Here is a 13,339-nt window from a genome sequence, read left to right on the forward strand (position 1 = left end):
TCCGCGCATGAACGAAACTCCTGTTTTTCCGATGGCGCCAGCCCGGTTTACCGGCGAAAGCCGCGAAGTCGATCCCGGTGCCTGCTTTGACTGGCTGCGCCAAGGGTGGGCGATGTTTCTCGTCAATCCTGGCGTCTGGATCGGTAGTACGGTTCTGCTGCTGGTCATCCTGATGGCTATTTCCATCGTTCCCCTGTTTGGGCAAATTGCCGCCCACCTGCTCGTGCCCCTGTTCGGCGCCGGCATGATCAAACTCTGCCGTCGCCTGGGGGAGGGTGAAGAGCCGGAAATTGCCGATCTCTTTGCGGGGTTCCACCATAACGCCGGGCAACTGGTCATGGTCGGCGTTTTCTTTGCCGCTGGCATTTTCGGTATCGCCTTCCTGGCCTTTCTGCTGGTCAGTGGTGGCATTCTTGGCGGCGGCGTCACCGGCAAGGTCGCCGGTTTCGGCATCGCGCTCGGCGGTGTCATGCTGGCTGGACTGCTGGTCATGGTGCTGTCGGTGCCAGTCATCATGGCCACCTGGTTTGCCCCGGCGCTGGTGTTTTTCCATGACATGAAGCCGCTCGATGCGATGAAGGCGAGTTTCGCCGCGGGGGCCAAAAATTTCCTGCCGATGGCGATCTTCGGCGTGTTTCTGGTCGTCGCGCTGTTTTTTGCCATGTTGCCGGTTGGTATGGGGCTGTTGTTGCTGTTGCCGGTCTTTTCCGGCGCGGTCTACGCTTCCTACCGCGATATTTTCTCGGGTAGCTGAGCGTGCGTGCCCAAACTCTGCCGGCCGCAGCAGGTTGGCAATGGATCCTCGGTGGCTTTGTCATCTTCCGGCGCAACCCACTGATGCTGGGGATGCTCGTCGTTTCCTACTGGTTTACCGTGCTCTTCCTCAATGTCGTGCCGGTGATTGGTGTCGTTGTTGCATCGCTGGCCATTCCTGGTCTCTCGGTTGGTCTGATGCAGGCAGCGCGCAATCTGGAACGCGGACAGCCCATCGGGCTACAAACCCTTTATGGCAGCCTGAAGGAAAACGCCAGGACGCTGCTCGCGCTTGGTGCGCTCTATCTGGCCTGCACGCTGGGTATCCTTGGCCTCTCATCGCTGGTTGATGGTGGAGATTTTCTGAAGTTCATGCTGTCGAGCAGTCGCGCCGAAAGGGCGGCTGTCGAAGATGCCGATTTCATCTTGCCGGCCCTGTTCATCACCATCCTGATGACGCCGGTGCTGATGGCTTACTGGTTCGCTCCGGTGTTGGCGGCCTGGCATCGGTTGACGCTTGGTCGCTCACTGTTTTTCAGCTTTGTTGCGTGCTGGATGAACTGGCGACCTTTTGTGGCCTATGGCATCGGGCTGGTGGTGGTCGCCGGCATTCTGCCCGGCGTTGTGCTCGGCCTGTTGCTGCTGCTCTTTCCCGGTGCGGCGAGTTTCATCACTGGCATCGTGATCATCCCGATGGTGCTGGTCATTGCGCCAACCATTTTCGCCAGCTTCTACGCCTGCTATCGTGACATCTTCGGCATTTCCGAAATTGTCTGAACCGCTTGGCCTGTTTGGCGGCACTTTCGATCCGGTTCATTTTGGCCACCTGCGCCTGGCCGAGGAGTCCATTGCCCATCTCGGTCTCGGCGGTGTGCGCTGGATTCCGGCTGGCCAGCCGCCGCATCGTGGTGTCCCGCAGGTAACGGCGCAGCAGCGTCTGGAAATGGTGCGTCTGGCGATGGCCAACAATGCCCGATTTTCGCTGGACCCCAGCGAAGTCGAGGCCGAGGCACCGAGTTACACCGTTCATACGCTGGAACGCCTGCGCCGGGAACTGGGCCCGCTGCAATCGCTGGTCCTGCTGGTCGGTGCCGATGCCTTTGCCGGGCTGGCCACCTGGCACCGCTGGCGGGACATTTTTGCGCTGGCCCATGTTGCTGTTTCACATCGGCCGGGATTTCCGGTGGAAATTTCCAGCCTGCCGCACGAACTGGCCAGTGAATTCACCGATCGTCGGCGGGCCGATGTGAGGGGCCTGAAAGCCTCACCAGCTGGCGGAATCGTGACTTTTGCGATGACCCAGCTGGCCATTTCGGCGACGCAAATCCGCAAGTTGCTGGCCAACGAACTATCGGCCCGCTATTTGCTGCCGGATAGTGTTCTCGACTATATTCAAACCCATTCTCTTTATAGAAACTCCTGATGGACATCCGCAAGCTGCAAAAAATCGTCGTTTCCGCCCTCGAAGACATCAAAGGCAAGGATATCGAAGTCATCAACACCAGCAAGCTGACTTCGATGTTTGATCGAATCATCATCGCAACTGGTGATTCCAATCGCCAGGTCAAATCGCTGGCCAATAACGTCCAGGAAAAGGTCAAGGAAGCCGGCGCCGAGGTGATCTCGACCGAAGGTGAAGATGGCGGTGAATGGGTGCTGGTCGACCTGGGTGACATCGTTGTCCATGTCATGCAGGCCAACGTGCGCCAGTACTACAACCTCGAAGAACTCTGGTCAGCCACCCCTGCCCAGCGTCGCAAGGCCGTGGAGCAGGTTCGGGAAGGATGAAACTTGCCGTACTCGCCGTCGGTCATCGCCAGCCCGACTGGGTCAACGAAGGCTGTGCCGAGTACCTCAAGCGCATGCCGCGCGAACTGGCGGCCAGCGTGACCGAAATCAAGCCTGAAGCCCGCGGCTCCAAGACCCGGGAGCAATTGCTGGCGGCCGAGAAGTCGCGAATTCGCGATGCCATGGCCGCTGGCAGCCGTCTTGTCGTGCTCGACGAGAAGGGCGACGACCTGACTACGCTGAAACTGGCCAAGCGGCTGGAAACCTGGATGCAGGATGGTCGCGATGTGGCGCTGCTGATCGGTGGTGCTGACGGGCTGGATGAGGAATTCAAGCAGCAGGCTGATGACCGGCTGCGCTTGTCCAGTCTGACGCTGCCGCATGGCATGGCACGCCTGCTATTATGCGAACAGCTTTATCGTGCGGTTAGCGTTCTGAAAAATCATCCTTATCACCGGGAGGGATAATGCGTCTCTATCTTGCCTCGCGCAGTCCGCGCCGGCGCGAATTGCTGAACCAGATCGGTATCGATTTCGATACCGTCGTTTTTCGCGATGGCATGCGGGCGGATAGTGAAACCGACGAAACGCCGCTGCCCGGTGAGAAACCGGTCGCCTATGTCGAACGGGTGGCCCGGGCCAAGGCAATCCATGGCCTGAAGATCGTCGAGGAGCGCAAGCTGCCGATGCGTCCGGTACTGTCGGCCGACACGACACTGGAATTCAATGGCGAGATTATCGGCAAACCGGTCGATCGGGCCGATGCCGCCGCCATCCTGCGCCGCCTTTCCGGACAAACGCACCGGGTGCTGACCGGCGTTGCGATCAATCACATGGGCCACACCGAATACGTGCTGTCGTCCAGCGAAGTCACTTTTCGCGAGATTGATGATGAAGAGATCCGTCACTACGTGATGAGTGGCGAGCCGATGGACAAGGCTGGCGCCTACGGTATCCAGGGGCGGGCCGGGTTGTTCGTCAAGCATCTGGCCGGCAGTTTTACTGGCGTCATGGGTCTGCCGGTCTGTGAAACGGGCGAACTGCTCAAGCGCCTCGGCTTCAGGCCGCTTTAGTCGCTACGGCACCAACGTAGCCGGCGGGCAGGGTTAGCGGCTGAGCGCAGCATTCGGCCAAAGATACTTCCAGCGCCGAACTCCACTCTACCAAAGCCAAGCCCTGGCATTTCAGGCGGGCTTCCTGCGCGGTCCAGGCTTGAGCGAAACTTGCCATCCGTTCCTGCGGTGCTTGATCGGCGAGTTGTCGGGCAATCGTTGGGCCGAGATAGTCGCTGGCCAGTGCCGGAATTTGTGACTCCCAGTCCCGACTGTCCGGCGTTTTTAGCAGGTCGATACCGACCGGGCCGGAAAAGTTGATGGCAAGCAGCGATAGCCCGCTTTCATGGCTGACTGAAATACCGACCCGGCCGTCTGGCCGGGCGAGGCGGATTGCCTGGCCGGGGACGGAGATCAGTTCGACGTTGCCCAATATTTCGCGCAGTACGCGACGGACAAGTTGGCGGGCCGTGTCGCGAATTGGCGTGGGTGGCGTGGCCAGCGCAAAAATCAGCAGATTTTGCGCTTTATCGAACGATGCCGGCCAGCGCAGGACAGCCGGCGGCCTATCCATCATTTCACCGACTGGCCGGAGCAGCGGGACACCCGCTCCAGCTTGATCCGGCCGGCAGGCTTTCGCCCTTCATGACCAGCGAAAGTGGACCGAGGCGAACGTTGTCACCAACCACGGCACCATACAAAACGGTAGTGCGTGGGCCGATGTAAACCCGCCGGCCGATGCTGACCAGGTCGATTTTCATGACACGATCTTCAAAGAGGTGGGTTTGCGGGCAGGCCAGACCATTCAGTTCGCTGTAGTCGCCAATTTCAACACAATCAAATTCCGTCACGTCGGTGGTGTCGAGATAGACGCCGCGACCGATGCGGCAACCCAGCAGATTGAGGGCCAGCGGCAGCCAGGGCGTGCCGCGCAGGTAGTTCATCAGATTGGGTACTGCCATGCCGACATACAGGCTGGTGATCGCTTCGGAAGTCCACACGAAGGGTGTCCACATCGGCACCGAGTGCTTTTTGTAGCGCCAGATGCACAGCCATTTGAGGGCGGCGACAAAGAGAATGGTGCTCAGGCCGAACAGCACCCCGGCCACCGTCAGCGCGGCAAAAACTTCGCGCCAGCGGCCGGCTTCGGCCAGTGGCATGACGTTGAGGACGACGGTGTAGCCGACGGCAATGACCAAGGCGTGCGGCGAGATGATGCGGAAGGCTTCAACCAGTGCCCGGCCCAGCCGGCGCAGTTTGGAGGGGTGGAAGGTGAGTGCCTCCGGATAGCCGGCCGTCTGTTCACGGGCCGGCAGGTTGATCGGTGGTGACCCGAGCCAGGTGTCGCCGGGCTGCATGCGTTCATTGGCCGGGGCGCGGGACTGGACGCCGATCAGCACATTTTCCGGCAGCACGGTGCCATCCGGGATGTAGGCGCCATTACCGACGAAGCTGCGCCTTGAGATGACGGTTGGCTTCAGGGTTAGCCAGCCGCCATCGACCTCCTCATCCCCCAGCATCACTGCATCGGCGATGAAGGTTTCGTCGCCCAGCGTCAGCAGGTCGGGGACCAGTCCCTGGGCGGTGGAAATTTCAGCGTCACGGCCGACCTTGGCACCGAGCAGGCGATACCAGAAGGGCGCATAAACCGTGGCGTAGATGCCATGCAGGATGTTCAGGCTGGATTCCTGAATCTGGTTCACCAACCAGCGGCTGCAATAAACGCGGCTGTGGATCGGCCAACTGCCCGCCTGCAGCCTGGGCATCAGCGTCCAGCGCAAGATGGCCGAGCTGAGGACGGTGCCGACGATCAGCACGGCAGTTCCCGGAAACGCGAGGGCGAAGTACTTGAAAAGCTGAAGCGCGAGCGGAATATTCAGAATTTCCGGGCTTGGGTCGCCGTCCAGCCAGTCCACCAGCATGAAACTGGGAAAGACCGGCATGAAGAAGAGTGCGGCAGTGGCCAGCATGCCCAGCATGTAGAACGCGCCTTCGCGGGCCAGGCCTGTTTCGGAGACATCCGGGCGGGGCGGGAGCGATGCCGGGTCAAACTCGCCAATGTCGCGGGCCGGTGAGCCGAGCCAGATCCGTCCTGCCGGAAGCGCTTGCCCTTCACCCAGGGCAGATTGGCCTTCCAGATGAGCGTAGGCGCCAATTTTGGTGTTGCCTTCGATGACCGCATAGGAGCCGATACAGGCGTTGTCCTCGATGGAGATGGTGCCGAGATGAAGCTGGCCGCGTTCGACCCGGGCATTTTCCAGATTCGCGGCATTGCCGATGCTGACGCCGTCACCAACCTGCAGCAAATCGTGGGCGCGCAAGGTAATGTTGCCGATGATCGCTTCGTTGCCGATCCGCGCACCGAGCGCCCGCAGCCACCAGATATTGAGCGGCGAACTGCTCAGCATGTAGACCGGTGCGCCTTCGATCAGTCGGTTGGCGCACCACCAGCGAAAATAGGTCAGCCCCCACAGCGGGTAGCTGCCGGCTTTCAGACGCCCGGCAATCAGCCATTTGCCGACAATGGCGAAGACGAAACTGAGCACGGTGGCGATCAGGAAAACGCCCACCGAGATGGCGACGGCGAGGGTGATCGAGTCGCCGGGGTCGCCGGTGAAAAAGTGATAAGTGAAGAAGGGGGCCAGCCATTGCCCCATGCGCAGGCCGACCAGTGGCGGCAGGACGCAGCCTTGGGCGATGGCGCATAACCAGCGGCGATGGGCTGGCGGTGGCGTCCATTCCGTGGCGCTGGCGTCGATGGCAACTTCGACGGTGGCACTCAGCGCGTTGGCAATCAGGCCGACGCGACGATGGATATAGATGTCGCGCACCGAGAAACCGGCAAAGCGTGCCTCCTGGCGCAGCAACGAGGCGAGCCGGGCGGCGAACAGGGAATGACCGCCAAGATCGGCAAAGAAGTCGGCTTCACGCTTGATGGCCTGGCCCGGGAAGAGGCGGGCGAGGGCGGCGAAGAGAATTTCCTCGGCCGGGTTTTCCGGTGTGTCCGAGTCGCCGGGGGCGCCGGCAGGCAGTTCCAGCGGCCGGGCACGTAGGGCCTTGCGGTCGATCTTGCCCGAGGTCAGGCGCGGCATTTCGTCCAGCATTTCGACATGCGACGGCACCATGTAGGGCGGCAAGCTGGTGGCCAGCGTGGCACGCAGCGCGGCGCCAGTGGTTGCTTCGGCGTCGTCGACGATCAGGTAGGCAACCAGTCGCTCGATGCCTTCGTCCTGACGCAGGATGACAGCGGCGGTGCCAACCCCGGGCTGGCGGGTCAAGGCGGCCTCGATCTCGCCCAGCTCAACGCGGAAGCCACGAATCTTGACCTGATCGTCGGTACGGCCCAGGCAGTGGATTTGCCCGGCTTCATCGATGCGGGCGAGGTCGCCGGTGCGGTACAGGCGGCCTTCATGTTCATTGGTGGCCCACGGATTGGCGAGGAATTTCTCTGCTGTCAGATCCGGCCGGCCGAGGTAGCCAGCGGCCACGCCGGGGCCGGTGATGCAGAGTTCCCCCGTTTCGCCTTGCGGCAGTAGGCGCAAGCCGTTTTCGACGGCGGCGTCGATGACCAACAGGCCGTAGTTGGGCAGCGGGCGACCGATGGTGACCGGCTGGCCGGGATGCAGTTCAGCCAAGCTGGCCGACACCGTCGCTTCGGTTGGGCCATAGGTGTTGAATACCTGGCGGCCCAGGCGGGCCCAGCGCTCGACGATGGCTTGCGGACAAGCTTCGCCGCCCAGGTTGATCAGGCGCAGGCCGGGCACATCGCAGTTGAACAGCGCGAGCAGCGTCGGTACGGCATGCAGGACGCTGATCCGGTTGTCGATCAGCGCGATGGGCAGGGCTTCTGGATCGGTCGCCACCTCCTTGGGGGCGATCCACAGCGTGGCGCCGACCAGGTAGCTGATCCAGATTTCCTCGAAGGACATGTCGAAAGCGACCGAGAACCCCTGATAAACACGGTCGTGCTCGCGGATGCCGAGAATGGCATTTTCACTGCGCAGGAAATGGCAGATGGCGCCTTGGTTGATCAGGATGCCCTTGGGCTTACCGGTTGAACCGGAGGTGTAGATGACATAGGCCGGGTCGCTTGGGCGGGCGTCGTGGCGGTGATTGAGCGGGCCAGGGTGGCCGGTTTGCAGGTCGTCGGCCAGCCAGCAGCGGCGGCCGAGATCGGCGATGTCGACAGTCGTGATGAGGCCGGCGCTTTCGGCGTCATCGAGGCAGACTTTGATCCGGTCAATCGGTGTATCGGCGTCAAAAGGCAGCCAGGCAGCACCGGTCTTGGCGATGCCGAGTTGCATGATGAGCAGGTCGATGCCACGCGGCAGCCAGAGGCCGACGATTTGTCCGGGGCGCACGCCATCCGCGATCAGGCGCGAGGCAACACGGTCGGCCGCGGCATTCAGCTCGCCGTAACTGAGCTCGCGCTCTGCGAAAATCAGTGCGATATTTTCCGGTGTTCGCGCTGCCGTGGCCTCGAAAAGGTCAGCCAGGATTTCCTGGCGAATCAGTTCAGGGGATTCCGGGCCGCACAGGCGGCTGGTCGGGCAGGACGGGGGGCTGGTTTCGAGCATGCCGAATTGTGCCAAATCCCGCGAAAAATGGGGTGTTTAGGCGCCTTTTAAGGCAAAGATTTGTGCACTGGCGTGGTGAATGATGGCTTTTGCCGCCTGGATAATGCCGTCCGCTACCGGAACGGCGGATGGCTTTGGGGGCAGAACGTCTTTAATGACATCGGCAAGCCTCCCGCGTTCCAGTGCTTCCGCGTTGATCTCAAGGCAACGGGCGTTGCCTGTCAGCCATTCGATCAGGCAATCCTGCTCCGGCCAGTCTTCGCGCCGCTGGTAGATGACCGGCGTGCCGTTGCAGGCGGCTTCGGTAAAGGTGCCGTAGCCGGGCTTGGTGATAATCGCATCGACGGAGCACAGCAGATCGGTGAAGCTGAGGCCAAAGGATTCGTTGGCAATGGCATCGGGATGCTGGCAGTTCCAATTGGCGGGAGTCAACCAGCGCACGCCAGGTAGCCGGGGCCAGTTTTCTACTGGCAGGCGGTGGGCGATGCCGCCCATGGCGATCAGAATGGCTTTGTCGCCATTCAGGCCAAGATCGTGTTGCGTACCAAGGGCAGCGATCGGGCCGACCAGCTGGACATTGCCCAGCGCACCCATCGCCATGCCCGGCGTGACCCGTAGAAAGGCCTGTGCCGAGCGGTAGGCGGCGAGGATTTCTGAGTGAATGGGCCGGGCCCAGGTCTGGTTGCCGAAGAAGTGATCAAACAGGTCCGCCCAGTTCAGTGAGCACAGGCTGATGGCCGGAATGCCTGCCGCCGCCGCGCCGGCCAGTGGCAGGTAGCTGACGTTGGTGAGCACCAGGTCAGGCTTGAGGCCGGCCAGAAAGCGGGCTTCCTGGGTGACGCGGCTTGCCCAGTTGTCGTGCGCCAGGCGATAGGCGGAAGCGCTGGCCGCCAGATCAACGCGGGTGGCATCGATCATGGCATAGCCAAAATCGCTGGCTTCGGCGATCAGCATATAGGGTGGCTTGATCCGCTGCTGCAGTTTGGCTGGAGGCAGCGCGCTTCTGATGGTCAGCCGGAAATTCGGAGCGATTTCCGCCAGGGCGTTGAGCACCGGCGCCGTGATGGCGAGGTGCCCGAAGCCGTGGCTGGAAATGTCGACGAATAGATGCATCGGCCGGATTTCTTGGGAAGGCTGATCTCAGCGGTTCTTGAATACGGGCTTGCGCTTCTCGACAAAGGCAGCCATGCCTTCCTTCTGGTCCTCGAGGGCGAAGGCCGAATGGAAGACGCGGCGCTCAAAGAGCAGGCCTTCGTTCAGCGAGGATTCATAGGCGCGATTGACCGACTCCTTGATCATCATGACCACCGGCAGCGAATAGCCGGCAATGGTCTGGGCGGCTTTCAGGGTTTCGTCGAGCAATTGGTCGGCCGGGATGATGCGGGCGACCAGGCCGGCCTTTTCAGCTTCGGCCGCATCCATCATGCGGGCCGTCAGGCACATGTCCATCGCCTTGGCCTTGCCGACGGCGCGGGGCAATCTCTGGGTGCCACCGGCCCCGGGCATGGTGCCAAGGCGAATTTCCGGTTGGCCGAACTTGGCGGTATCGGCGGCGAAGATCATGTCGCACATCATCGCCATTTCGCAGCCACCACCGAGGGCAAAGCCGGACACTGCGGCGATGACCGGCTTGCGGGTGGTCTTGATGCGTTCCCAGTTGCGGGTGATGAAGTCGGTCTTGTAGGCGTGCATGTAGTCGAAATCCTTCATGAAGCCGATGTCGGCTCCGGCGGCGAAGGCTTTCTCATTGCCGGTGATGACGATGCAGCCGATGTTCTCGTCGGCTTCGTAGATGTCGATGGCGGCACCGATGCCGTCGACGACGTCGTTGTTCAGTGCGTTCATCGCTTCCGGACGGTTGATGCGGATCAGGCCGACCTTGCCGATCACTTCGGTGAGGACTACTTGGGTCATGCTGGCTCTCCTTGCCTGTGGGATTTTATTGATGGCGACAAACCACGATATTAGCAGCAGCTAAATCCCGGTTTGTCCGCCTGACGACAGTCTTGGCCGCCGCTAAGCTGTTAACCTTTACGTTGAACACCATAAAACGGAGACCACATGACCTACGCGATCGAAGCGAAGCCGCTCTGGCAACCCAATCCGCAAACCGTGGACAAGACTCGCATGGCGCAATTCATGCGCTCGGAAGGCTACGAAAGCTATGCCGACCTGTGGCAGTGGTCGATTGATATGCCGGAAGTCTTTTGGTCTTCGCTGTGGAACTACTGCGGCGTGGTCGGTGAGAAAGGCACGAAAATCCTCGTCGACCGAGACCGGATGCCGGGGGCTCGCTGGTTTCCTGAGGCGCGCCTGAATTACGCCGAGAACCTGCTGCAGCAACGCGATGCCGGTGAGGCACTGGTCTTCTGGGGCGAAGACAAGGTCAAGCGGCGGATGAGCCGCGGCGAACTGTATGCCGAAGTGGCCCGCTTCCAGCAATTCCTGATTGCGGCCGGGGTGGGCGAAGGCGATCGGGTGGCGGGTTATCTGCCCAATCTGCCGGAAACCTTGGTCGCCATGCTGGCTGCAACGTCGCTCGGTGCCATCTGGTCTTCCGCTTCGCCGGACTTCGGCGTACAGGGCGTGCTCGACCGTTTCGGCCAGATCGAGCCCAAGGTGCTGATCTGTGTCGATGGCTACTGGTACAACGGCAAACCGGTGGATTGCCTGGAGAAGAATGCCGAGGTGGTGAGCAAAATGCCATCGCTACTCAAGGCGGTGGTGGTTCCCTACCTGAACGCTAGGCCGGCGCTTGGCAACATTTCCAACGCGGTTGGCTGGAACGATATTCTGCCTGCCGAGGGCAAGGAAGTCGTTTTCAATCGCGTTGCTTTCGACCACCCGCTGTTCATCATGTTCTCCTCGGGGACGACCGGCGTACCGAAGTGCATCGTCCATTGCCACGGTGGCGTGCTGTTGCAGCACCTGAAAGAGCATCAGCTGCACAGCGATGTCCGGCCGGGCGACCGGCTGTTCTACTTCACCACCTGCGGCTGGATGATGTGGAACTGGCTGGTGTCCGGTCTGGCCTGTGGCGCGACGCTGTTGCTTTACGACGGCTCGCCATTTGCCGCGAAGGGCACGGTGTTGTTCGACTATGCGGCCACTGAAAAGATGACCCACTTCGGCACCTCGGCCAAATTCATCGATGCCGCTGCCAAGCTCGGTCTGACGCCGGGCAAGACGCACGACCTGACGGCCTTGCGCGCCATGTTTTCGACAGGTAGCCCCCTGTCGCCGGAAGGCTTTGACTGGGTTTATCGCGAAATCAAGCAGGACATCCTGCTCGCCTCAATATCCGGTGGTACCGATATCGTTTCCTGCTTTGTGCTGGGCAATCCCGTGCTGCCGGTTTATCGCGGCGAAATCCAGTGTCGCGGTCTGGGCATGGCGGTCGATGTCTTCGACGATGCCGGTCAACCGGTGCGCGGCGAAAAGGGTGAACTGGTTTGTACCAAGCCTTTCCCGGTGATGCCGGTCGGTTTCTGGAACGATCCGGCGGGGGAGAAGTACAAGGCAGCTTATTTCGAGCGCTTCGACAACATCTGGTGCCATGGCGATTTTTCGGAACTGACCGCTCACGACGGCATGATCATCTATGGCCGCTCTGATGCCACGTTGAATCCCGGCGGCGTGCGGATCGGTACGGCGGAAATCTACCGCCAGGTCGAGCAGCTGCCGGAAGTCCTGGAGTCATTGGTCATCGGCCAGGAGTGGCCCCCCGGTCGAAATGACGACGTGCGCGTCGTGCTCTTTGTCAGGCTACGGGAAGGTGATGTGCTGGATGCTTCACTGGTCGACCGCATCAAGCGGCAGATCAGGGATAACACCACGCCGCGCCACGTACCGGCCAAGGTGGTTCAGGTGCAGGACATTCCGCGCACCAAGTCGGGCAAGATCGTCGAACTCGCGGTGCGCAACGTGGTGAGCGAGCAGCCGGTCAAGAATGTCGAGGCATTGGCTAACCCCGAGGCGCTGGAATTCTTTCGGGGGCGCCCGGAACTTGCGGACTAGGGCCAGCCTTTGGGTCTGCGGTACTAGGTGCGGCGTGGCAGCAGGGTGCCGATGACAGGCACCTTGCGGGCAATCTCAAGGGTATTGCCAAGCAGCCAGCCAAGGGCACTGGTGATGCGTCGGCTGGCTTCCGGACTTTCGATCCAGCGATAGAACAAGGTCGCTGCGGCAATGCTGGTTGCCCAGGCCAGTACCAGCGCGATCATGGCCGACAGGGTTGAATCCAGATTGAACCGGGCATACAGGCTGTTGGCAATCAGCAAGACCGGAAAATGCACCAGGAAAATCGAGTAGGAAATCTGGCCGAGGAAGGCCAAAGGTTTAGCGTTCGGCCATTGCGCCAGCAGGCCGGTGCGGCGGCCGAAACCAAGCAACAGGGCGACCGATAGGGCCAGTGCGATGCGCAGGCGGAAGTCGACGATCAGTGCAGCCACCGCGATGGTCAGCATGACACCCAGCCAGGCCGACATCTGCTTGCGGTCGGAGGCCCACCAGGCGGCAGCGCCGAGGCCATAGGAGCCGAAGAAGTAAATCGCCCAGTTATCCCAGCTGGCATCACGGTTGAACCAGAATAGCGAGGCCGTGGCTACGGCCAGGACCAGCGCCGGTGCAATCAGGCGCGCCCGGCCAGACCAGAGCAGGATGACCATCAGCGCGAAGAGCTGAAAATCGATGGCGATGTACCAGACACCAGCGGACAGTGCGTCGAAACCCAGCAGGCTATGGACCAGGAAGGCATGGGCCAGCCACTGCGAGAAGGTGGCGCGGGCCGGAATGGCCTCGTCATCCAGCCACTGGTTGGCGATGGCGGCGGCGATAATTGCCAGGCCAATGGCGGCCAGATAAGGCACGACCAGCCGCAGATAGCGTTTCCAGATCAGCGGCAAGGGCGAAATGCCGAGTGCCTGCCCTTCGGACGACAGGCCGCGCGCCGCGAGGAAGCCGGCAATGACCAGGAAAACCTGAACGGCCATGCGGCCATATTCAAAAAACCAGCCAAAAATCCCCGGGAATGCCTCGCGCGCAGCCTCAGCCAGCGGTCCATAGGATGAAAAGTGATTCATCAGGACGAGCAGTGCCGCAACCGCCTTCAAGGCGTCGATTAGCGGCATGCGGGAGGCGTTTTGGCTCATGACTTGAATGTTACACGTTT

At 61.3% G+C, this 13,339-nt stretch carries 12 protein-coding genes; 7 read left to right on the top strand and 5 right to left on the bottom strand.

Going from position 1 to position 13,339, the window contains the following annotated elements; all coding sequences use genetic code 11:
* The first annotated feature begins 7 nt into the window (after positions 1 to 7).
* Genes DARO_RS00895 through DARO_RS00920 form a run of 6 tightly spaced genes read left to right on the top strand, consistent with a single transcriptional unit; the run spans position 8 to position 3,613 of the window.
* A complete protein-coding gene (locus DARO_RS00895; RefSeq protein ID WP_011285936.1) occupies positions 8 to 754 on the top strand; it encodes a BPSS1780 family membrane protein in 747 nt (248 codons plus the stop codon).
* A 2-nt stretch (positions 755 to 756) separates the two neighbouring features.
* Positions 757 to 1,530 carry a BPSS1780 family membrane protein gene (locus DARO_RS00900; protein ID WP_011285937.1) on the top strand — a complete coding sequence of 258 codons (774 nt, stop codon included), beginning with the start codon at positions 757 to 759 and terminating at the stop codon, positions 1,528 to 1,530.
* Positions 1,523 to 2,176 (top strand): nicotinate-nucleotide adenylyltransferase, encoded by a 654-nt coding sequence (nadD, locus tag DARO_RS00905; protein ID WP_011285938.1) that lies wholly within the window; start codon positions 1,523 to 1,525, stop codon positions 2,174 to 2,176. The genes DARO_RS00900 and nadD overlap by 8 nt, the downstream gene beginning before the upstream one ends.
* The gene (gene rsfS / locus DARO_RS00910) at positions 2,176 to 2,541 is read left to right on the top strand and encodes a ribosome silencing factor (RefSeq protein WP_011285939.1); all 366 of its coding nucleotides are present in this window, start codon (positions 2,176 to 2,178) and stop codon (positions 2,539 to 2,541) included. Before nadD ends, rsfS begins: the two co-directional genes overlap by 1 nt.
* On the top strand, positions 2,538 to 3,008 hold the full coding sequence (gene rlmH / locus DARO_RS00915; RefSeq protein WP_011285940.1) for a 23S rRNA (pseudouridine(1915)-N(3))-methyltransferase RlmH: 471 nt from the start codon (positions 2,538 to 2,540) through the stop codon (positions 3,006 to 3,008). The genes rsfS and rlmH overlap by 4 nt, the downstream gene beginning before the upstream one ends.
* The gene (locus DARO_RS00920; RefSeq protein WP_011285941.1) at positions 3,008 to 3,613 is read left to right on the top strand and encodes a Maf family protein; all 606 of its coding nucleotides are present in this window, start codon (positions 3,008 to 3,010) and stop codon (positions 3,611 to 3,613) included. The genes rlmH and DARO_RS00920 overlap by 1 nt, the downstream gene beginning before the upstream one ends.
* Here the strand turns inward: DARO_RS00920 and DARO_RS00925 are convergent.
* From DARO_RS00925 to DARO_RS00940, 4 genes are read right to left on the bottom strand one after another with little or no spacing between them, the layout of a single operon-like run.
* Positions 3,600 to 4,166, bottom strand: a complete 567-nt coding sequence (locus DARO_RS00925) for a 4'-phosphopantetheinyl transferase superfamily protein (RefSeq protein WP_011285942.1) — start codon at positions 4,164 to 4,166, stop codon at positions 3,600 to 3,602. The genes DARO_RS00920 and DARO_RS00925 overlap by 14 nt on opposite strands.
* Positions 4,167 to 4,170: 4 nt before the next feature.
* Complete coding sequence (locus DARO_RS00930; RefSeq protein WP_011285943.1) at positions 4,171 to 8,169, bottom strand: Pls/PosA family non-ribosomal peptide synthetase; 3,999 nt, start codon at positions 8,167 to 8,169, stop codon at positions 4,171 to 4,173.
* Positions 8,170 to 8,205: 36 nt separating this feature from the next.
* Entirely contained in the window at positions 8,206 to 9,282 is a 1,077-nt protein-coding gene (locus DARO_RS00935; protein WP_011285944.1) for a hypothetical protein, read from the bottom strand.
* Between the two features lie 27 nt (positions 9,283 to 9,309).
* Complete coding sequence (locus DARO_RS00940) at positions 9,310 to 10,083, bottom strand: enoyl-CoA hydratase (protein WP_011285945.1); 774 nt, start codon at positions 10,081 to 10,083, stop codon at positions 9,310 to 9,312.
* Between the two features lie 147 nt (positions 10,084 to 10,230).
* Between DARO_RS00940 and DARO_RS00945 the strand changes: the two genes are divergently transcribed.
* Positions 10,231 to 12,186 (top strand): acetoacetate--CoA ligase, encoded by a 1,956-nt coding sequence (locus DARO_RS00945; RefSeq protein ID WP_011285946.1) that lies wholly within the window; start codon positions 10,231 to 10,233, stop codon positions 12,184 to 12,186.
* A 23-nt stretch (positions 12,187 to 12,209) separates the two neighbouring features.
* Here DARO_RS00945 and DARO_RS00950 read toward each other — a convergent pair whose 3' ends face one another.
* Positions 12,210 to 13,319: an acyltransferase family protein gene (locus tag DARO_RS00950; protein WP_011285947.1), complete on the bottom strand. Its 1,110-nt coding sequence runs from the start codon at positions 13,317 to 13,319 to the stop codon at positions 12,210 to 12,212.
* Between the last annotated feature and the right edge of the window lie 20 nt (positions 13,320 to 13,339).

This window comes from Dechloromonas aromatica RCB (assembly GCF_000012425.1).

Bases quoted from the DNA above. Each gene is read 5' to 3' on its own strand.
- DARO_RS00895 (WP_011285936.1), top strand. From the start codon at position 8: ATGAACGAAACTCCTGTTTTTCCGATGGCGCCAGCCCGGTTTACCGGC.
- DARO_RS00920 (WP_011285941.1), top strand. From the start codon at position 3,008: ATGCGTCTCTATCTTGCCTCGCGCAGTCCGCGCCGGCGCGAATTGCTG.
- DARO_RS00945 (WP_011285946.1), top strand. From the start codon at position 10,231: ATGACCTACGCGATCGAAGCGAAGCCGCTCTGGCAACCCAATCCGCAA.
- DARO_RS00935 (WP_011285944.1), bottom strand. From the start codon at position 9,282: ATGCATCTATTCGTCGACATTTCCAGCCACGGCTTCGGGCACCTCGCC.
- DARO_RS00930 (WP_011285943.1), bottom strand. From the start codon at position 8,169: ATGCTCGAAACCAGCCCCCCGTCCTGCCCGACCAGCCGCCTGTGCGGC.
- rsfS (WP_011285939.1), top strand. From the start codon at position 2,176: ATGGACATCCGCAAGCTGCAAAAAATCGTCGTTTCCGCCCTCGAAGAC.
- DARO_RS00950 (WP_011285947.1), bottom strand. From the start codon at position 13,319: ATGAGCCAAAACGCCTCCCGCATGCCGCTAATCGACGCCTTGAAGGCG.
- DARO_RS00925 (WP_011285942.1), bottom strand. From the start codon at position 4,166: ATGGATAGGCCGCCGGCTGTCCTGCGCTGGCCGGCATCGTTCGATAAA.
- DARO_RS00940 (WP_011285945.1), bottom strand. From the start codon at position 10,083: ATGACCCAAGTAGTCCTCACCGAAGTGATCGGCAAGGTCGGCCTGATC.
- rlmH (WP_011285940.1), top strand. From the start codon at position 2,538: ATGAAACTTGCCGTACTCGCCGTCGGTCATCGCCAGCCCGACTGGGTC.